This window comes from Streptomyces sp. NPDC005302 (assembly GCF_040607345.1).
Lineage (GTDB): Bacteria > Actinomycetota > Actinomycetes > Streptomycetales > Streptomycetaceae > Streptomyces.
The window spans coordinates 56850-75940 of sequence record NZ_JBEXGN010000028.1; the positions used below are offsets into that span (position 1 = coordinate 56850).

18 protein-coding genes and 1 tRNA gene are annotated in these 19091 nt (G+C 72.6%); 16 read left to right on the plus strand and 3 right to left on the minus strand.

All coding sequences use genetic code 11. The annotated features are described in order from the left end of the window. Position 1 precedes the first annotated feature (1 nt). The 10 genes from ABZT74_RS30770 to ABZT74_RS30815 all read left to right on the plus strand — a co-directional run bounded on the left by ABZT74_RS30770 (position 2) and on the right by ABZT74_RS30815 (position 8380). Positions 2–373 carry a DUF742 domain-containing protein gene (locus ABZT74_RS30770; protein ID WP_081220443.1) on the plus strand — a complete coding sequence of 124 codons (372 nt, stop codon included), beginning with the start codon at positions 2–4 and terminating at the stop codon, positions 371–373. Next, positions 351–950, plus strand: a complete 600-nt coding sequence (locus ABZT74_RS30775) for an ATP/GTP-binding protein (RefSeq protein WP_355870952.1) — start codon at positions 351–353, stop codon at positions 948–950. The genes ABZT74_RS30770 and ABZT74_RS30775 overlap by 23 nt, the downstream gene beginning before the upstream one ends. After that, a complete protein-coding gene (locus ABZT74_RS30780; protein ID WP_356440302.1) occupies positions 947–1534 on the plus strand; it encodes a GAF domain-containing protein in 588 nt (195 codons plus the stop codon). The genes ABZT74_RS30775 and ABZT74_RS30780 overlap by 4 nt, the downstream gene beginning before the upstream one ends. Before the next feature lie 317 nt (positions 1535–1851). Continuing rightward, positions 1852–2880, plus strand: coding sequence for an L-threonine 3-dehydrogenase (gene tdh / locus ABZT74_RS30785; RefSeq protein ID WP_356164525.1), 1029 nt, complete (start codon positions 1852–1854; stop codon positions 2878–2880). 19 nt (positions 2881–2899) lie between these two features. Next, the gene (locus ABZT74_RS30790; RefSeq protein WP_356164612.1) at positions 2900–4096 is read left to right on the plus strand and encodes a glycine C-acetyltransferase; all 1197 of its coding nucleotides are present in this window, start codon (positions 2900–2902) and stop codon (positions 4094–4096) included. A gap of 145 nt (positions 4097–4241) precedes the next feature. Then, a complete protein-coding gene (locus ABZT74_RS30795; RefSeq protein WP_356164523.1) occupies positions 4242–5147 on the plus strand; it encodes a LysR family transcriptional regulator in 906 nt (301 codons plus the stop codon). 37 nt (positions 5148–5184) lie between these two features. Further along, positions 5185–5775 (plus strand): XRE family transcriptional regulator, encoded by a 591-nt coding sequence (locus ABZT74_RS30800; RefSeq protein ID WP_356164521.1) that lies wholly within the window; start codon positions 5185–5187, stop codon positions 5773–5775. 11 nt (positions 5776–5786) lie between these two features. Next, positions 5787–6353, plus strand: a complete 567-nt coding sequence (locus tag ABZT74_RS30805) for a GNAT family N-acetyltransferase (protein ID WP_356440352.1) — start codon at positions 5787–5789, stop codon at positions 6351–6353. A 50-nt stretch (positions 6354–6403) separates the two neighbouring features. Further along, positions 6404–6763, plus strand: a complete 360-nt coding sequence (locus ABZT74_RS30810) for an MmcQ/YjbR family DNA-binding protein (protein ID WP_356440304.1) — start codon at positions 6404–6406, stop codon at positions 6761–6763. Between the two features lie 117 nt (positions 6764–6880). Next, positions 6881–8380, plus strand: a complete 1500-nt coding sequence (locus ABZT74_RS30815; protein WP_356440307.1) for an MFS transporter — start codon at positions 6881–6883, stop codon at positions 8378–8380. A 76-nt stretch (positions 8381–8456) separates the two neighbouring features. On the opposite strand, the gene ABZT74_RS30820 is transcribed toward ABZT74_RS30815, so the two are convergent. Continuing rightward, positions 8457–9368 carry a transketolase gene (locus tag ABZT74_RS30820; protein ID WP_356440309.1) on the minus strand — a complete coding sequence of 304 codons (912 nt, stop codon included), beginning with the start codon at positions 9366–9368 and terminating at the stop codon, positions 8457–8459. A 155-nt stretch (positions 9369–9523) separates the two neighbouring features. Then, entirely contained in the window at positions 9524–10225 is a 702-nt protein-coding gene (locus ABZT74_RS30825) for a transketolase (protein ID WP_356440312.1), read from the minus strand. Positions 10226–10403: 178 nt separating this feature from the next. Here ABZT74_RS30825 and ABZT74_RS30830 point away from each other — a divergent pair. Beyond that, positions 10404–10477, plus strand: a tRNA-Pro gene (locus tag ABZT74_RS30830). A 319-nt stretch (positions 10478–10796) separates the two neighbouring features. Continuing rightward, positions 10797–12605, plus strand: a complete 1809-nt coding sequence (locus tag ABZT74_RS30835; RefSeq protein ID WP_356440314.1) for an ABC transporter ATP-binding protein — start codon at positions 10797–10799, stop codon at positions 12603–12605. A 411-nt stretch (positions 12606–13016) separates the two neighbouring features. Here ABZT74_RS30835 and ABZT74_RS30840 read toward each other — a convergent pair whose 3' ends face one another. After that, entirely contained in the window at positions 13017–13361 is a 345-nt protein-coding gene (locus ABZT74_RS30840; RefSeq protein ID WP_356164509.1) for a DUF3140 domain-containing protein, read from the minus strand. A gap of 237 nt (positions 13362–13598) precedes the next feature. Here ABZT74_RS30840 and ABZT74_RS30845 point away from each other — a divergent pair, with 237 nt between their 5' ends. The 4 genes from ABZT74_RS30845 to ABZT74_RS30860 all read left to right on the plus strand — a co-directional run bounded on the left by ABZT74_RS30845 (position 13599) and on the right by ABZT74_RS30860 (position 19062). After that, positions 13599–14786 (plus strand): thiolase family protein, encoded by a 1188-nt coding sequence (locus ABZT74_RS30845; protein WP_356440316.1) that lies wholly within the window; start codon positions 13599–13601, stop codon positions 14784–14786. A 120-nt stretch (positions 14787–14906) separates the two neighbouring features. Beyond that, positions 14907–16415 (plus strand): long-chain fatty acid--CoA ligase, encoded by a 1509-nt coding sequence (locus tag ABZT74_RS30850; protein ID WP_356440319.1) that lies wholly within the window; start codon positions 14907–14909, stop codon positions 16413–16415. 97 nt (positions 16416–16512) lie between these two features. Continuing rightward, positions 16513–17286 (plus strand): sulfite exporter TauE/SafE family protein, encoded by a 774-nt coding sequence (locus ABZT74_RS30855; RefSeq protein WP_355870988.1) that lies wholly within the window; start codon positions 16513–16515, stop codon positions 17284–17286. 192 nt (positions 17287–17478) lie between these two features. Continuing rightward, positions 17479–19062 (plus strand): alpha-amylase family glycosyl hydrolase, encoded by a 1584-nt coding sequence (locus ABZT74_RS30860; RefSeq protein WP_356440323.1) that lies wholly within the window; start codon positions 17479–17481, stop codon positions 19060–19062. Positions 19063–19091: the final 29 nt, after the last annotated feature.

Here is a 19091-nt window from a genome sequence, read left to right on the forward strand (position 1 = left end):
CGTGGCCACGGCCGGTGACGGGCCCTGGCTCGACGATGCGGCGGGGCGCCTGGTGCGCCCCTACACCGTCAGCAACGGCCGGACCAGGCCGTCGACCGCTCTCGACCTCCTCTCGCAGGTCAGGGCCACCGGAGCCACACCCCTCGGCTACCTGGGGCCCGAGCACAGCCAGGCACTCGAACGGTGCAGGGCGCCGGTCTCCGTCGCGGAGATCGCCGCCCACCTGAAGCTGCCGGCGGCGGTCACCAAGGTGCTGCTGTCCGACCTCGTCGACTGCGGGGTGCTCACCACGAAGCCCCCGGAGTTCCACCACAACCCCACTGACCGGTCTCTTCTGGAGGCAGTGCTCGATGGACTACGACGACAGCTCTGACCCGTTCCCCACCGCACTGAAGATCTTGGTGGCGGGCGGGTTCGGAGTCGGCAAGACGACCTTCGTCGGCGCGGTGAGCGAGATCGCGCCGCTCAGTACGGAGGAACTGCTCACCACGGTCAGCGCCGCGACCGACAACCTCGACGGCATCGAGAACAAGGTCGAGACGACCGTCGCCATGGACTTCGGCCGGATAACCCTCGACCCGGAACACGTGCTCTACCTGTTCGGCACCCCCGGACAGGAGCGGTTCTGGTTCATGTGGGACGAACTCTCCGAGGGCGCGCTCGGCGCGGTGATCCTCGCGGACACGCGCCGGCTGGAGGACTGCTTCGCGGCGGTCGACTTCTTCGAGCAGCGCGGCCTCGGCTTCATCGTCGCGGTGAACGAGTTCGACGGGTCGCACCGCTACAGCCCCGACGAGGTCCGCGCGGCCATCGACCTCGACCCCGAGATCCCGGTCGTGCCGTGCGACGCGCGGATCTCCAGTTCGGGCGTGCAGACCCTGCTCACCCTGGTCCGCCATCTGCTCGCGCACGCGCCGGTCCGCGCGCCGGGCCAGGGAGCGCGGACATGAGCTACGACCCGCCCCGGCCGTCCGGCCGGCTGCTGCTGACCCCGGAGGACAAGGACGCCCCGGCCCGGGTGCGGCGGCTGCTGCGGCTCGGGCTGGGGGAGCGGGCCGAGCCGGTCTTCGACGCGTTCGCGGACCGACTGGCCGAGGTCGCGGCCGCCCCGTACTCGAAGGTCACCTTCATCGGTGAGGAGCAGCAGTTCTTCGCCGGCCTGCACACCCCGGACCGGGGCGGCCGAGCCGGGGCCGGTGCCACGGCGGAGGACGACGGCGCGCGGCCGGTGGGCCGCCGGATGGGCCGGGAGTACGGCTTCTGCCCGCACGTCGTGGTCCGCCGCAAGGCGCTCGTCCTGGAGGACGTCCGCGACTATCCGCGATTCGCCGGCAATCCGCTCGTCGACGAGATCGGCGTGCGCTCGTATCTGGGCGCTCCGCTGATCGACAGCACCGGTATCGCGCTCGGCACCATCTGTGTCGAGGACGTCGAACCGCGGCCGTGGGGAAAGGCGGGCCTGGAGACCATCAAGTCGATGGCGGCGGAACTGGCCGGACAACTCGAACGGCGGGAAGGGGCCCAGGGCTTCTGAACGTCGATGCCGGGACGTGGGACGGCGGCCCACCGGCCGGCCCGGCCCGGCCCCGGCCCAGGTGACGAGCCCCGGTGGCACCGGGCCGAAAGGCGGATTCCGGGTGCCGGGAATCCGAGGAGAGGGAATCGCGGAGGGGCGGGAAAGGCGCCGGAGAAATCCCGGGCGTGAAGCAGAGCTGGGGCCGCGCTTAAGAAATCCTCGATGGACCGGAGGTACCGTCGTAGGGCAGATTCCTCAGGGAATTCACCCCTCTCCCCGGCACGGGCTGCCTTCGGCGCGCCTTTTCCCGGGACCTCACCCACAGGAGCCGTCGCGTGAAGGCGCTGGTCAAGGAGAAGGCGGAGCCCGGGCTCTGGCTCACGGACGTCCCCGAGCCGCAGGCAGGCCCCGGCGACGTGCTGATCAAGGTCCTCAGGACCGGCATCTGCGGCACCGACCTGCACATCCGCAACTGGGACGGCTGGGCGCAGCAGGCCATCACCACGCCTCTCGTCCTCGGCCACGAGTTCGTCGGCGAGGTCGTCGAGACCGGCCGCGACGTCGCCGACATCACCATCGGCGACCGGGTCAGCGGTGAGGGCCATCTCGTCTGCGGCAAGTGCCGCAACTGCCTCGCCGGACGCCGCCACCTCTGCCGTGCCACCGTCGGCCTCGGCGTCGGCCGCGACGGCGCGTTCGCCGAGTACGTCGTGCTGCCCGCCGCCAACGTGTGGGTGCACCGCCACCCGGTCGACCTCGATGTCGCGGCGATCTTCGACCCGTTCGGCAACGCCGTCCACACGGCCCTGTCCTTCCCGCTGGTCGGCGAGGACGTCCTGATCACCGGAGCCGGACCGATCGGCCTGATGGCCGCCGCCGTGGCCCGTCACGCGGGCGCCCGCAACGTCGTCATCACCGACGTCAGCGAGGAGCGCCTCGAACTGGCCCGCAAGATAGGGGTCAGCCTCGCGCTCAACGTCGCGGGCTCGACGATCGCGGACGGCCAGCGCACCCTCGGCCTGCGCGAGGGCTTCGACATCGGCCTGGAAATGTCTGGCCGCCCCGAGGCCATGCGCGACATGATCGCCAACATGACGCACGGCGGCCGGATCGCGATGCTGGGCCTGCCCTCCGAGGAGTTCCCGGTCGACTGGTCCCGGATCGTCACCTCCATGATCACGATCAAGGGCATCTACGGCCGCGAGATGTTCGAGACGTGGTACGCGATGTCGGTCCTGCTGGAGGGCGGCCTCGACCTCGCTCCCGTGATCACCGGGCGGTACGGATTCCGCGACTACGAGGACGCGTTCGCCGACGCCGCCAGCGGCCGTGGCGGCAAGGTCATCCTCGACTGGACCCTCTGAGGACTTTAAGGAACTGATGATGTTCGACTCCGTCCGTGACGATCTGCGCACCACCCTCGAAGAGATCACCGCCGCCGGCCTGTACAAGCCCGAGCGGGTCATCCGCAGTCCGCAGTCCGCGACCGTGAGCGTCACCGCGGGCGGCCGCCCCGGTGAGGTCCTGAACTTCTGCGCGAACAACTACCTCGGTCTCGCCGACCACCCCGAGGTCGTCGCCGCCGCCCACGAGGCCCTCGACCGCTGGGGCTACGGCATGGCCTCCGTGCGCTTCATCTGCGGTACGCAGGAGGTGCACAAGGAGCTGGAGGCGCGGCTGTCCGCGTTCCTCGGCCAGGAGGACACGATCCTCTACTCCTCCTGCTTCGACGCCAACGGCGGTGTCTTCGAGACTCTGCTCGGCGCCGAGGACGCGGTCATCTCCGACGCCCTCAACCACGCCTCGATCATCGACGGCATCCGCCTCTCCAAGGCCCGCCGCTTCCGGTACGCCAACCGCGACATGGCCGACCTGGAGGCGCAGCTCAAGGAGGCGTCCGACGCGCGCCGCCGGCTGATCGTCACCGACGGCGTCTTCTCCATGGACGGCTACGTCGCCCCCCTCAAGGAGATCTGCGACCTCGCGGACCGTTACGACGCCATGGTCATGGTCGACGACTCGCACGCCGTCGGCTTCGTCGGCCCCGGCGGCCGCGGCACCCCCGAGCTGCACGGCGTCATGGACCGCGTCGACATCATCACCGGCACCCTCGGCAAGGCCCTCGGCGGTGCCTCCGGCGGTTACGTCGCCGCCCGCGCCGAGATCGTCGCCCTGCTGCGCCAGCGGTCCCGCCCGTACCTCTTCTCCAACACCCTCGCCCCGGTGATCGCCGCGGCCTCCCTGAAGGTCCTCGACCTGCTGGAGTCCGCCGACGACCTGCGGGTGCGGCTCGCCGAGAACACCGCCCTGTTCCGCTCCCGGATGACCGCGGAGGGCTTCGACATCCTCCCGGGCGACCATGCCATCGCGCCCGTCATGATCGGTGACGCCTCCGTCGCCGGCCGGATGGCGGAGCTCCTCCTGGAGCGCGGCGTGTACGTGATCGGCTTCTCGTACCCGGTCGTCCCGCAGGGGAAGGCCCGTATCCGGGTGCAGCTGTCCGCCGGACACTCCACCGAGGACGTCAACCGTGTCGTCGACGCCTTCGTGGCGGCGCGGACGGAGCTCGACGCCGCCTGACGCGGTCGCGCGCCCCGCGGTCCCGGGACGGCCTGGGCCGCTCGGCGGACGTGGGGCGCCGGGGCGGCCCGCGCCCCCGCACACCTGCCGGGCTCCGGTCCGCCTGATGACCGGAAAACCCGTGTGACCTGAGAGAATCGGTCGCATGATCGAAGCGCGGCGGCTCCACATCCTCCGTGCGGTGGCCGACCACCGCACGGTGACCGCGGCAGCCGCCGCGCTGTATCTCACCCCCTCGGCGGTCTCACAGCAGCTGACCGCCCTGGAACAGGAGACGGGCCACCGGCTCGTCGAACGCGGCGCCAAGGGCGTACGGCTGACACCCGCCGGAGAGATCCTGCTCAGCCACACCAACGCCGTCCTCGCCCAACTGGAGCGAGCGGAAGCCGAGTTGGCCGCGTACAGCTCGGGGTCGGCCGGTACGGTCACGGTGGCCTCCTTCGCCACCGGCATCGGCCTTGTCGTGGGCCCCGCCCTGTCCCGTCTCGCCGTCGCCGCCCCCGGAATCCGTCTCCGGGTCCAGGACGCCGAGGGCGACGCCAGCCTGCCGATGGTGCTCGACCGGCAGGTCGACATCGCGGTGGCCGTCGAGTACCGCGGGGCGCCGGCCGCGGACGACCCGCGGCTGACGCACGTGCCGCTCTACGCCGAGCCGTTCGACGCGGTCGTCCCGGTCACGCACCGGCTGGCCGACGCCGAGGAGGTGCCGCTCGCCGAGCTGGCCAAGGATCCGTGGATCGGCCCCTACCCGGGCAACCCCTGTCATGACGTGGTGGTCCTGGCCTGCGAGAACGCCGGGTTCCAGCCGCGGCTCGAACACTCCTCGGACGACTTCCGCGCCGTCGTCGCCCTCGCCTCCGCCGACGCCGGTGTCGCCCTGGTGCCCCGCTCGGCGTTGCGCGGCATGGAACTCGCGGGCGTCGTCGTCCGCCCCGTCGACGGTGTCGCACCCACCCGCCGTGTCTTCGCCGCCGTCCGCCGCGGTGCGGAGGACCACCCGCTGATCCGGCCGGTACTGGAGGCCCTGACGTACGCGGCGACGGCCGACTGAGACCCGGATTTCTCATATCTGGGATAGCATCCCGAATATGGGAAGCAGTGAAGTCGATGCGGCCGACGCGGCCGACGCGGTCGATGTGCGGCTCGGTGCGCGACTGGCCGAGCTGAGAGCCGAACGGGGCTGGTCCCTCGGCGAGTTGGCGCAACGCAGCGACATCAGCCGCTCGACCCTCTCCCGCGCCGAGCGCGCCGAGATCAGTCCGACGGCCTCCCTCCTGAACCGCCTCTGCCATGTGTACGGGCGGACCATGTCCCAGTTGCTGAGCGAGGTCGAGGCGGAGCCGGCGCTGCTGGTCCGCGCCGCCGATCAGGCGGTCTGGACGGACCGGGCCTCCGGCTTCGAGCGGCGGTCGGTGTCCCCGCCGCACGCCGGACTGCGGGGCGAACTGGTCGAGGGGAGGCTCGCGGCCGGCGCCGACATCGCGTACGACCGGCCACCCGTGCCCGGTCTGGAGCAGCACATCTGGGTCCTCGACGGATCGCTCGACGTGACCGCTCAGGACGTGGAGCACCGGCTCGGCCCCGGCGACTGTCTCCGGCTGCGGGTGTGGGGCCCGACGCGCTTCCGCTGCCCCGGACCCGAGGGCGTGCGGTACGCGCTGGCGGTGGTGCTCCCGTGACCGGCCCCGCGATCACCGTGTCCCGGCTCACCGCCGCCGAACTCCTGGCGGCGGCCGTCGAGTTGGCCGAACTGCTCAGCGACACCGTGGCCGGCGGCGCCTCGATCGGGTTCCTCGCGCCGCTCGATCGCGCGGACGCCGTCGCCTGGTGGCAGGAGCGCGCGAGCGCCGTCGCGGCGGGCCGCCTCGACGTCTGGACGGCCCGGCGCGGCGACCGGCTGCTCGGCACCGTCGGCCTCGTCCGCCCGGACAAGCCCAACAGCCGCCATCGCGCGGAACTCGTCAAACTCATGGTGCACCGGGACGGCCGCGGCCAGGGCCTCGGCCGTACGCTCCTGACCACCGCGGAGACCGGGGCCGCCGCCGCGGGCGTCACCCTCCTCCACCTGGACACCGAGACGGGCAGCCCCGCCGAGTCCCTCTACCTCTCGGCCGGCTGGACCCGCCTCGGGGCGATCCCCGACTACGCGGCGACGCCGACGGGCGAGCTGCGTCCGACGACGATCTTCTACAAGCGCACGGAAGTGGACGCGGGAAACGGCGCCTCTCCGGCCGGGCCGCGCACGACCGCCCTCTGACGTGGTGCTTCTGTCCGCCGATGTCAGTGCCGTTGGCTAGCGTGCGTCCCATGCCGGATGCCGAAGACGTACGACGGATCGCCCTCTCTCTGCCGGACACGACGGAGAAGATCGCCTGGAGCATGCCCACGTTCCGGGTCGCGGGGAAGATGTTCGCCACGATGCCCGAGGCCGAGACCTCCATCGCCGTGCGCTGCCCGAAGGAGGAGCGCGACGAACTGGTCCTGGCCGAGCCGGAGAAGTTCTGGATCGCCGGCCACGAGGCCGGTTTCGCCTGGGTCCGGGCCCGGCTCTCCGCGCTGGAGGACGACGACGAACTCCGGGACATCCTCGCCGACTCCTGGCGCCAGGCGGCCCCGCCCCGGCTGATCGAGGCCCACACCGAGTTGGGGCGCCCGTCCGCCGACTGAAACGCCTCCGGCGTTGTCGGTGCCCCGTGGCATGATCCGGAAACAGGAGTGGGGTGCGGGACGGGCGACTTCGTGGGGGAGTCGTGGGGCAGGGGCCAGGGGAGGGGTGCGAGCAGGATGACCAGGATGTCATCGGGTGAGGAGCCGCGGTGCGCGGGGCCGTCGGGCAGCGTGGCACAGGGGTCCGCCACCGAGGACCGGGGCACGCCGCCCCCGGCATCGCGAGACGCCCGCGGACCGTCACGGGGCGGGCCGCTGCCGCCGGGTGAGCCTCCTGAGCGGCCGGTCGGCGTTCAGGGTTCCCCGGGCGCCGGCCCGCTCCGGGCCGACATCGTTGCCGGCCGGCCGCCTCGGGCCGTCTGGTCGCGCGACTTCGCCCTCTTCTTCGTCGCCCGTGCCCTCGCCCGGCTCGGCGACACCATGCTGCCGGTGGCCCTCGCCGCCGGACTCCTCCAGTACGGGTACGGGGTGGGCGCCGTCGGCCTCGCCATGGCCTCGTCGGTCGCCTCCTTCGCCGGACTGGTCATCTTCGGCGGCGTGATCGCCGACCGGTTCAGCACCCGCAAGCTGATGATCGGTGCCGACCTGGTGCGGCTCGTCGCGCAGTCCATCGCGGCGGCGCTCTTCTTCACCGACCATGTCGTCCTCTGGCAGATCTGCCTGATCGGCGCGGTCAATGGCGTCGCGGGCGCGGTCTTCCAGCCCGGTGTCGCCAGCACCGTGCCGCGCCTGTCCGCCGATGTGCAGGGGGCGAACGGCGCCATCCGCATCGCCGAGTCCGGTGCGCAGCTCGGCGGCCCGGCCCTCGCCGGCCTGCTCGTCGCCTTCGCCTCCGCCGGCGGGGTCTTCGTGGCCCACGCGGCGACCTTCGCGCTCAGCGCCCTGTGCCTGTTGCTGCTCCGCCTGCCGCCGGCCGCTTCCGGAGGCCGGACGCACGGCGCCGGTTTCCGCGCCGATCTCGCCGAGGGCTGGCGGGAGTTCAGAGCCCGCACCTGGCTGTGGAGCGTCATCGTCATCTGGTGCGTCTACATGATCGCCGTCTGGGGTCCGACCGTCCCCCTGGTCGCGACCGAGGTGGTGCAACAGCACGGCCCGCGCGCCTACGGGCTGATCAACTCCGCGCTCGGCGCGGGCACCGTCATCGGCGGGCTCGTCGCCCTGCGCATGCGTCCGCGCCGCATGCTGCGCGCGGGTTCGTTCGCCCTCTTCGCCTTCGCGTGCTTCCCCGCCTCGGTCGGCGCCGGGCTGGGCGTGGGGGCCATCTGCGCCGGAGCGGTGACGGCCGGCGCGGGGATGTCCGTCTGGGGTGTCATGTGGGCGACCAGCGTGCAGACGCAGGTCGCACCCGACGTCCTCAACCGCATCCACGCCTACGACGTCGCCGGCTCCCTGGCGATGATGCCCGTCGGCCAGGCGCTCGCGGGACCCGCGGCCGCCGCGCTCGGCGCCGACCGCGTCCTGCTCATCGGCGGGGTCATGAGCCTCGTCGTGGCCGCGGCCCTGCTCTCGGTGCCGGCGATCCGCGAGCTGGTCCGCGTCGACGGCCCCGTGCCCCGGCTCGGAGCCACCGCCGTGCTCGCCGCACCGGCCCGGAAGGAGAGACGCCGAGCCGGCTGATCGGAGGGACGCGGCCCGAGCGTGAGCGGCGGGCGCCGCAGACCCGCACCCGGGCCTGCGGCGGACGGCGGGTGCCTCAGACCCGCACCCGGGCCGCGAGGAAGGCGTCGATGCGCTCCCGCAGGGACCGGGCGTCCAGACCGTGCGCGACCAGGTGCTCCTCCACCGTTCCGTAGCGCCGCAGTTCACGGCGGCCGACGCCGAGACCGAGGACGCGGTGGGGCACGTCGGCGAGGGCGTCACCCGCGGCGGCCGTCGAGGTTCCGGCCAAGTAGGGCTCGACCAGGACGACATCCGTGCCCGCCGCCTCGGTGGCGCCGCGCAGGGCGGCCGCGTCGAAGGGGCGGACGGTGCTCGCGTAGAGCACGGTCACGTCGCGTCCCTCGGTGGCCGCGAGCACCGCGTCGAGCATCGGCCCGACGGCGACCACCACACCCTCGCGCCCCTCCCGGACGGTGCGGAAACGGGATCCGTCGACCCCGAGCGGGCGCGCGTTCGCCTGGACGGACAGCCGGACGTACACCTTGTCGTCCCCGGCGGCGACGGCGTGCCGCAGCAGCGTCTCCGCCTCGTCGGGGTGCCCCGGAACGTGCACGGTCCAGCCGTCGAGCGTGTCCAGCAGGGCCACGTCGCCCGGCGCCATGTGCGTGAAACCGCCCGCGGGCCAGTCGAAGGAGGCCGCCGCGCTGACCAGGACGGCGCCCGCGTCCTGGTGCCCGAGGTCCAGCTTCACCTGCTCGAAGGGCCGCTCCACCAGGAAGCTCGCGAAGGTGTGCACCACGGGCCGCAGGCCGGTCAGCGCCAGACCCGCGCCCGTTCCGATCAGCAGCTGCTCCCGGATACCGACGTTGATCACCCGGTCCGGATGCCTGCGCCGGGCCTCCGTGAAGCCGTCCGCGCCGATCTCGGCGAGCACGACCGCGACGCGCGGGTCCTCGTCGAGCAGACGCGAGACGACAGGGGCGAAACGGTCACGCATGGTGTCCATGAGTACGGGTCCTTTCCTGGGGGCGGTGAGGTGACGGTCGCCGGTGGCCGGCCGCTCCCCGCGGGGCGCGGGACAGGGGCCGGGTCCGGGGGGAGCGGCTGCGGAGTGAGCGGCCGGCGGGAAGCCGGGCGAGGAGATCGCCGGAGCCGGGGCGGTCACGGGTTCTTCGGTTCGACCTGGGCCACGACCACCCGTGGCCGGCCCGGATGCGCGGCCGTGAAGGCCGCGTACAGGGCCTCGTGATCGCGGCCGTCCACGGTGGCGGCGGACCAGCCGGCCGCCTCGAACCGGGCCGCGATCCCGCCCGGGCGGGCGTGACTGGCCGAGGAGTTGTCGATCACGACGGTGTGCAGCCGGTCCAGCCCGGCCGGTCCCGCGTACGCGATCGCCTCGTGATTGCTGCCCTCGTCCAGTTCCGCGTCGCCGATCAGCACCCACACCCGCGGGTCGTCGAGCCCCTGCGCGCGCAGCCCGAGGGCCGTCCCGACCGCGATCGGCAGTCCGTGGCCGAGCGACCCACTGCCGATCTCGGCGCCGGGCACCAGCACCCGGTCCGGATGGTGCCCGAGCGGCGAGTCGAAGGAGCCGAAGCCGGGGAGCCACTCCACCGGCAGGAAGCCCTTCGCCGCGAGCACCGCGTAGTAGGCCATCGGACCGTGCCCCTTGGACAGGAGGAACCGGTCACGTCCCGGGGCGTCCGTCCCTTCGGGAGTCACGCGCAGGACCCGGTCGTACAGGACCCACAGCGCGTCCAGAGTGGAGGTCGCCGCCGGGCCGTGCTTCTCGTCGCCCGTCATCAGGCCCATCAGTCGGGGCAGGTCGGCGTAGGTGCGGCTGTGCTTCGCGGTGATCGTCATGAAGCCGATCGTGCAACCTCAACCAAACTTCAGGTCAAGCGTGGGCCCGGACTCCCCGAACGTTTTCGGACGCCGCCGTGCGGCCGCCCCGCGCGAAACGGGTGCGCGACCACGGGTGCGAGTGCGGTATTGTTTCGGTGCACGTCCGGCCAGGGGAAACCCCAGGTCAGACGGGCACCGGGACGTGGCGCAGCTTGGTAGCGCACTTGACTGGGGGTCAAGGGGTCGCAGGTTCAAATCCTGTCGTCCCGACTCGATGAGTCGTGGTTCGAAGGCCGTTTTCTCAGCGATGAGGAAGCGGCCTTCGTCGTATCCGCGCGCCGTCGCACCCCCTCCCCGCCGCGCGACCCCGCAGCGCCGTGCCGTGCCCCGATGGCCGAGAAAAACGCGTGGACCGCCCGGAGGCCGCCACGGGACACTGAAGCGGCCGGCCGGCCCGCACCGCACTGCGCACGGTCCCTTCATGCACCGGCAGCTCCCCCGCGGACGCGCTGACAGGGCTGCCCACGACGACACGGGGTTGGGGATGGCATCACCTGAATCGCGCGGCGCGTTACCCGGCAGGGGCCCGGTGCTCCTCGCCCTCCGTCACTACGGACGGGAGCTGCGCCGGCTCCGCCGGCTGACGGGACCCGCCCTGCTCCTGCCCGCGCTGGGCAACATCGGCATCAACTACGTCGCGCCGCTCATCGTCGCGAAGCTCGTGGGCCGCATCGCCGAGGACCAGGCCGTCTCCGTCGGTGCGGCACTGCCGTACGTCCTCGGATTCGGCGGCGTCCTGCTGCTCGCCGAGGCCCTGTGGCGGCTCGGCCTGCACTGTCTCAACCGCCTGGACGCCCTCGGCATCGAGCACCTCTACGTGATCGGCATGGACGAACTGTTCGCGAAGGACGCCTCGTTCTTCCACGACAACTTCGCCGGGTCGCTGACCAAGCGGGTGCTGAGCTTCGCCTCCCGCTTCGAGGACTTCATCGACACGATGACCTTCCAGGTCGTCGGCAGCTTCGTACCGCTGGTGTTCGGCTCGGTCGTGCTGTGGCGCTACGAACCGCTGCTCGTGGTCGGACTGCTGGCGATGATCACGTTGACGGGGCTGTGCGTGGTGCCGCTCATCCGCCGCCGGCAGGCCATCGTCGCGCAGCGCGAGGAGGCCATCGCCCGGGTCTCCGGTCATGTCGCCGACAGCCTGATGAACATGGACACCGTCCGCGCCTTCGCGGCCGAGGAGCGGGAGGCGGCCGAGCACCGCTCGCGGGTCGCCGCGTCACGCCGGCTCACCCTGCGGTCCTGGGACTACGGCAACCTGCGCATCGACACCCTGGTCGCGCCGATGTCGGTGCTGACCAACGCGCTCGGCCTGCTGCTCGCGGTCGCCCTCGCCGGGGGCGGGCACGGCGTGGAGGCCGTCGTCGTCGCGTTCACGTACTACGCCAACGCGACCCGGATCATGTTCGAGTTCAACCAGATCTACCGGCGTCTGGAGAGCTCGATGACGGAGGCGGCGCAGTTCACCGAGCTGTTGCTGACGCCGCCGACCGTGCTCGACCCGGTCGCGCCGGAACCGCTGCGGTCCCGGGCCGCCGACGTCCGCTTCGAGCGGGTGAACTTCACGCACGGAGGGGCGAAGCCGCTGTTCGCGGGGCTCGAACTGGAGGTGCCGAGCGGTGCGAAGGTCGGACTGGTCGGCCGGTCCGGGGGCGGCAAGACCACGCTCACCCGGCTGCTGCTGCGGATGACCGACATCGACGCGGGCCGCATTCTGATCGGCGGCCAGGACATCAGCAGGCTGCGCCAGGCGGACCTGCGCAGCCTGATCGCCTACGTACCGCAGGACCCCGCGATGTTCCACCGCACCCTGCGGGACAACATCGTCTTCGCGCGACCGGACGCCACCGAGGCCGAGATCCGCCGTGCGGCCGAGGCGGCGCACGTCACGGAGTTCGCCGACGCGCTGCGTGAGGGCTTCGACACGATGGTGGGGGAGCGGGGCATCAAGCTGTCGGGCGGGCAGCGCCAGCGGGTCGCGCTCGCCCGGGCGATCCTGCGGGACGCGCCGATCCTGCTGCTCGACGAGGCGACCAGCGCCCTCGACTCGGAGAGCGAGATCCTCGTCCAGGAGGCGCTGTGGCGGCTCATGGAGCGGCGCACGGCGCTGGTGGTGGCGCACCGGCTCAGCACGGTGGCGACCATGGACCGGCTCGTCGTCCTGGACCACGGACGCATCGTCGAGCAGGGCACCCACCAGGAACTGCTCGCGTCCGAGGGCGCCTACGCCAAGCTGTGGCGCCACCAGTCGGGCGGCTTCATCGACGACGGTCCGGCTCCGGCCGATGTGGCCGCACCGGCCGAGGCCGGCACAGCACCGGCCGAACGACGCTGAACACCGGGCGGCCGTGCGTGCGCGGCCGCCAACTGGGCTTTTCCGGGAGGGGGGTTGCACGCTCCCTGGCGCCTGGAGTCGACCCCGCCGTACAGGGACACCGGCTCGTCCCCGATCGGGGTCGCGGTCCCCCGCGAGTCCGGGACGCCGGTCCTTCGCGGGGACGATCCCCGGTTCGACGATCCGGTCCGGCGTCGAATCGGTCCCCGTCTCCGGCCGCGGGACGACGCCCCGCCCTCTCCCGAACGGCCGGAGACGAAGCGCGACTTACGGCAACTCCCGTTTCCGTGCGGCCTGTTCACCCCGTCGGCGGCTGCCCGGCCGGGTGCGCGAGCCGTGTGCCGTCCGCACCGGGCCGGGCGACCGTCGGTCCCCGGCCACCCGGCGTCCGGCCGGGTCGCCGGGAGGCGGTCACCGCGGCACCCTCTGCGGATCGTGGCCGAGGGTCATCAGCCGGTGGCGCACGCGTTCGTCGGCGGTTCCCGCGTCCGGGCCGTCCGCCTCGGCCTCCACGGTGTCGATCACCTCGTACATGGTCGCGACGTCCTCCTCGCTGAGATCGGCGCGGCGCTTCTGGAGGATCGCGAGGACCAGCAGGCCGGTCGGCGTGCCGGGCCGGCCGGGTGGCGGCTCGCTCCCCATGGCGGTCTCGCCGGTCTCTCCGGCCCGCAGCCAGGCGGCGAGCTCCTGGGAGGTCATGTTCACCACGCGGTGGAACTCGTCCCACAGCGCGTCGAGCTCGACGGTGTCGGTCATCTCGGTGCCCCTTCGGTGCTCCCGCCGGTCTGTCTCGTGGCGCGGGCGGCGGGCGGTGTCCCGGCGCGCCGTCCCGATCCACCGCCTGCCCAACGTCGCCCGCTCCATGCGGGCACCGGGCGCCGGGACGGATGGGCGGATACCGGCCGCCGGCGGATCTTCCCAAGGGCCGGGTGGCGGTCTATAGTCCAAAACTAGCAGTGCTAATTAATGTCGTTGTCCGTCAGGAGTCCTGTCGTGCGTCCCGTCCACTTCGCGGCCGCCCGCCGCACGCCCATCGGCAAGCTGCGCGGAGCCCTGTCCTCCGTGCGGCCCGACGACCTGGCCGCGAGCGTCATCCGCGGCCTGGTCGCCGAGGTGCCCACGCTCGACCCGGCCCGCGTCGACGACGTCTACTGGGGCGCCGCCAACCAGGCGGGCGAGGACAACCGCAACGTCGCCCGTATGGCCGCGCTGCTCGCCGGGCTGCCCGACAGCGTGCCCGGCGCCACCGTCAACCGGCTGTGCGCCTCCGGCCTCGAAGCCGTCACGACGGCCGCCCGTGCCATCGCCTCCGGCGAGGCCGACATCGTGCTCGCCGGCGGTTCCGAGTCGATGAGCCGCGCTCCCTTCGTCCTGCCGCGCCCGGACGAGGCGCTGCCGCACCGCATCGAGACGGTCGACACCCGGCTCGGCTGGCGGCTGGTCAACCCCGCGATGAAGGACCTGCACGGGGTGCTGTCGATGGGAGAGACGGCCGAGGAGGTCGCCGAACGGTACGGGGTCTCGCGCGAGCGGCAGGACACCTTCGCGCTCCGCAGCCACCAGCGCGCGGCGGACGCCCGCAAGAACGGTCACTTCGACGCCGAACTGCTGCCCGTGGAGCGCCCCGACGGCGTGGTCGTCGACCGCGACGAATGCGTCCGTGAGGACACCTCGCTCGACAAGCTGTCCCGCCTCAAGCCGGTGTTCCGCGCGGGCGGCACCGTCACCGCGGGCAACGCCTCGCCGATGAACGACGGAGCGGCCGGCGTGCTCCTCGTCAGCGAGGAGGTCCTGAACGAACTCCACCTGGAGTCGCTGGGCCGGTACGTCGCCGGAGCCTCCGCCGGAGTCGACCCGGACGTCATGGGCATCGGCCCGGTGCCCGCGACCCGCAAGGCCCTCGCGCGCGTCGGCTGGAGCGTCGACGACATCCAGGAGGCCGAGTTCAACGAGGCGTTCGCCGCCCAGGCCCTCGCCTGCGTCGACCTCCTCGGCATCGACCCCGACCTCGTCAACCCGACCGGCGGCGCCATCGCCCTCGGCCATCCCCTCGGCTGTTCGGGCGCCCGCATCCTCACCACCCTGCTGCACCGCATGCGCCGCACCGGCGCCGGGCGCGGCCTGGCCACGATGTGCGTCGGGGTCGGGCAGGGCAGCGCGGTCCTGGTCGAGCGCCACTGACACCGGCCGCCTCCGCACGCCCGGGGGCCCGGGCCGACGTACGCCGCGGCGTACGGGCGCCGGGCCCGCCCCGCCCTCTCCGGTCCAGAGCCGCACCAGCAAGAAACGGAGCCACCCGCCATGGCAACCCTGTCCCTCGCCGCGATCCTCGCCGAGAACGCCCGGCGCCGCCCCTCGAAGACGGCGCTCGTCGAGGGCGGCCTGCGTCTCACGTTCGGCGAGGTGTGGCGGTCCGCGCTGGCCCAGGCCGGCGCGCTCACCGGTCTCGGCGTGCGGCCCGGGGACCGCGTCGCCCTGATGGCGCCCAACACGGCGGAGTTCCCGCACGCCTACTACGCGATCGCGGCGGCCGGCGGCGTGGTCGTCCCCGTGCACCTGCTCCTGTCGGCCCCCGAGGTCGAGCACGTACTGAAGGACAGCGGGGCCATCCTGCTGCTCTGCCACCCGGCCCAGGAGGCGACGGGCGCGGCCGCCGCGCGGGCCCTCGGGGTCCGGGTCGTCACGCTCGGGGCCGAGTTCGAGGAGCTCGCGGCGGACGCCGAGCCGCTCACCTCCTACGTCACCCGGGACGCCGACGACCCCGCCGTGGTCTTCTACACCAGCGGCACCACCGGTGTCCCCAAGGGCGCCGTGCTCAGCCACTTCAACCTGGTGATGAACGCGACGGTCAACGCCTTCGACGCCAACGACATCCGCCCCGACGACATCGCCCTCGGGGCCCTGCCGCTCTTCCACGCCTTCGGCCAGACCGTGTCCCTCAACTCCACCTGGCGCGCGGGCGCCACCCTCGTCCTGCTGCCGCGTTTCGACGCGGCGCGCGCGATCGAACTGATGGTGGAGGAAGGCGTCAACACCTTCCACGGCGTCCCGACGATGTACGTCGCCCTGGCGGCAGCGGCGGCGGGCGCGGCGGTCCTGCCCGACCTGCGCGTCTGCATCTCGGGCGGCGCCTCGCTGCCCGTCGCGGTCCTGGAGCGCTTCGAGGCCGCGTTCGGCGCGCGGATCTACGAGGGCTACGGGCTGTCGGAGACCTCGCCGACCGCCTCCGTCAACCAGCCGCTGTTCGGCACCAGGCCCGGCACCATCGGCCACCCCCTGTGGGGCGTCGACGTGGAGATCGCGCGGTCGGAGGTCGAGGGACGGATCGAACTGCTGCCCCCGGGTGAACTGGGCGAGGTCGTCATCCGCGGCCACAACGTCTTCTCCGGCTACCTCGGCCGGCCCGAGGCCACCGCGGAGGCCGTGGTCGACGGCTGGTTCCGCACCGGTGACCTCGGCACCAAGGACGACGACGGCTTCCTGCGGATCGTCGACCGCAAGAAGGACGTCATCATCCGGGGCGGCTACAACATCTACCCGCGCGAGGTCGAGGAAGTGCTGATGCGGCATCCCGCGGTCGCCCAGGTCGCGGTGATCGGCCTGCCGGACGAACTGCACGGCGAGGAGGTGTGCGCGGTCGTGGTCCGCGCCGAGGGCGCCACGGCCGACGCGGCCGAGATCGCCGACTGGTCCAAGGACCATCTGGGCCGTCACAAGTACCCGCGCCGCCTGGAGTTCGCCGACGAGATGCCCCTCGGCCCGAGCATGAAGGTCCTCAAGCGGGAGCTGCGCACGCGCTACACGGCCTGAACCGGCGCCCCCGTTCCGCCCGGCCCCAGGGCCCGCGGTCATCTGCCGAGACGCTCCTTACGCGGGCGAGTTGCGTGGGCATAGCATCGGTCACCGCATGAACACGATGACGCTCTGGCACATATCCAGTTGGGAGTTCGCCGCCCTGGCCGCCGCGGCCGTGCTCGTCGGCTTCTCCAAGACCGCCGTCAGCGGGGCCAACACGGTCAGCCTGGCGATCTTCGCCGCCGTGCTGCCCGCCCGCGCCTCGACCGGCGTCCTGCTGCCCATCCTGATCGTCGGCGACGTCCTCGCCGTCCTCACCTACCGGCGCCACGCCCACTGGCCCACCCTGTGGCGGCTGTTCCCGGCGGTCGCCGCCGGAGTCGTCCTCGGCACGGTCTTCCTGGTGTGGGCGGACGACGCGGTCGTCCGGACCTCGATCGGCGCCATCCTGCTGCTGATGGCGGCGGTCACGGTGTGGCGCCGCAGGGCTGCCGTCCAGGACGACGAACCCGACGCCGTCGTCACGCGCGCGGGCCGGGTCAAGGCCCGCTCCTACGGCGTGCTCGGCGGGTTCACCACCATGGTCGCCAACGCGGGCGGCCCGGTGATGTCGATGTATCTCCTCTCGGCGGGCTTCCGCAAGCTCGGCTTCCTCGGCACCTCCGCCTTCTTCTTCCTGATCGTCAACGTGTCCAAGCTGCCCTTCAGCGCGGGACTCGGTCTGATCGACGGCCACTCGCTGCTGCTGGACGCCGCGCTGGCCGTCTTCGTCGTACCGGGCGCGTTCCTCGGGAAGTGGGCCGTGAACCGGATCAACCAGCTGCTCTTCGAACGTCTGGTGATCGCCGCGACGGTGGTGGGCGGAATCCAACTGCTCCTGCGCTGAGTCAGGCCGCCCCGCCGGGGCAGTCGTGACTCGTCGGCCGCCGAGGAACGCGGCCGATCTTTCCGACTCCTGCTTCACGTCTCTTCCGAAGCGCTCTGGGAAGGCGCCTCCCGCCCCGTTGACCCGACGCGGCGCGCCCGCTCACCGTGGCCGCGTCCTGCCCTGCCGACGTCTGAGAGAAGGGCCGCATCCATGGCGGACATCCAACCGCCGCCCGCCTGGCTGGCGGACGCGGTGATGTACCAGATCTACCCGCAGACCTACGCCGACACCGACGGGGACGGCATCGGGGACCTGCCCGGCGTGCTGCGCCGGCTGGAATACCTGGAGTGGCTCGGCGTCGACACCGTCTGGCTCAGCCCGCTGTTCGCCTCGCCCTTCGCGGACGCCGGATACGACGTCAGCGACTACCGGACCGTCGCACCCCGCTACGGCACGAACCACGACCTGGACACCCTCGTCGAGCAGGCCCGCTCGCGCGGCATCCGGGTCATGCTGGACCTGGTCGCCGGACACACCTCCGACCAGCACCCGTGGTTCAGGGCCTCGGCCGACGATCCCGGCGACGACCGCTACATCTGGGCCGGCACCCCCGAGGCCCCGAGCCCCGCCTGGGTCCCCTCACCGGGCACCCGGCCCGGGTACTACCTGCCCAACTTCTATCCCGTCCAGCCCGCCCTCAACTTCGGCTACGCGCGCCCGGACCCGGCCGAGCCGTGGCGCCTGCCGGTCGACGCCCCGGGCCCGCGGGCCAACCGGGCGGCACTGCGCGAGATCATGGCGTACTGGTTCGACCGCGGTGTCGCGGGCTTCCGCGTGGACATGGCGTTCTCCCTGGTGAAGGACGACCCCGACCGCTCGGCCACCGCCGCCCTGTGGCGCGAGACGCGGGCCTGGATGGACGAGGCCTATCCGGACCGGGCCCTGCTCTCCGAGTGGGGAGACCCCAAGACCTCCGTACCCGCCGGGATCCACGCCGACTTCTTCCTCCACTTCGTCGGCCGCCCGCTGCGCTCGCTGTGGGGCAACGCCCAGGGGAGCCACAACCCGGTCTGGGGCGAGGACCCCTGCTTCTTCGGGCCCGACGGAGACGGTTCGATGCGGGAGTTCCTCGACGCCTGGCGCGAGGCCGACACGGCCATCGCGGGAGCGGGATACGTGGCACTCCCCACCGCCAACCACGACTTCTCCCGGCTGGTCTGCGGCACCCGCACCCGGGACATGGTGGCGCCCGCCTTCGCCTTCCAGCTCACCTGGCCCTCGCTGCCCGTCATCTACTACGGCGACGAGATCGGCATGCGGTATCTGCCGGGGCTGCCGGGCAAGGAGGGCAGTCAGCTCGGCGACGAGGCACGCCAGGGCTCCCGTACGCCGATGCAGTGGGACGACGGACCCAACGCGGGCTTCTCCACGGCGCCCGAGGGGGACCTGTACCTGCCCCTCGACCCGGCCGCCGACCGGCCGTCCGTTGCCGCGCAGCGGGACGACGCCGGCTCCCTGCTGCACCAGGTGCGCGCCCTGATCCGGCTCCGGCGCGAACACCGGGAACTGGGCACGCACGGACCGGTCGACGTGCTCAACTCCGGCTATCCGCTGGTCTACACGCGCGGTGACTCGTATCTCGTGGCCGTCAACCCCAGCGGGCGTCCGGAGAGCTGCACGCTCAGTGGTGTGACCGTCGGCCCGGCTCTGCTCGCGCGCGGCGTCGAGGCACACGCCGACGGAACGATCACCACCGCGCCGTTCTCCTACGGGGTCTTCCGCCTGGCTCCCTGACTCGCGACGACGGGGGCGTGCCCGGGACC

Coding starts and splice junctions, on each gene's coding strand:
- ABZT74_RS30825 (WP_356440312.1), bottom strand. CDS start 10,225: ATGACGATCACCGCGAAGCACAGCCGCACCTACGCCGACCTGCCCCGA.
- ABZT74_RS30820 (WP_356440309.1), bottom strand. CDS start 9,368: ATGGACACCATGCGTGACCGTTTCGCCCCTGTCGTCTCGCGTCTGCTC.
- ABZT74_RS30780 (WP_356440302.1), top strand. CDS start 947: ATGAGCTACGACCCGCCCCGGCCGTCCGGCCGGCTGCTGCTGACCCCG.
- ABZT74_RS30860 (WP_356440323.1), top strand. CDS start 17,479: ATGGCGGACATCCAACCGCCGCCCGCCTGGCTGGCGGACGCGGTGATG.
- ABZT74_RS30840 (WP_356164509.1), bottom strand. CDS start 13,361: ATGACCGACACCGTCGAGCTCGACGCGCTGTGGGACGAGTTCCACCGC.
- ABZT74_RS30775 (WP_355870952.1), top strand. CDS start 351: ATGGACTACGACGACAGCTCTGACCCGTTCCCCACCGCACTGAAGATC.
- ABZT74_RS30800 (WP_356164521.1), top strand. CDS start 5,185: ATGGGAAGCAGTGAAGTCGATGCGGCCGACGCGGCCGACGCGGTCGAT.
- ABZT74_RS30790 (WP_356164612.1), top strand. CDS start 2,900: ATGTTCGACTCCGTCCGTGACGATCTGCGCACCACCCTCGAAGAGATC.
- ABZT74_RS30855 (WP_355870988.1), top strand. CDS start 16,513: ATGAACACGATGACGCTCTGGCACATATCCAGTTGGGAGTTCGCCGCC.
- ABZT74_RS30795 (WP_356164523.1), top strand. CDS start 4,242: ATGATCGAAGCGCGGCGGCTCCACATCCTCCGTGCGGTGGCCGACCAC.
- ABZT74_RS30810 (WP_356440304.1), top strand. CDS start 6,404: ATGCCGGATGCCGAAGACGTACGACGGATCGCCCTCTCTCTGCCGGAC.
- ABZT74_RS30850 (WP_356440319.1), top strand. CDS start 14,907: ATGGCAACCCTGTCCCTCGCCGCGATCCTCGCCGAGAACGCCCGGCGC.
- ABZT74_RS30815 (WP_356440307.1), top strand. CDS start 6,881: ATGACCAGGATGTCATCGGGTGAGGAGCCGCGGTGCGCGGGGCCGTCG.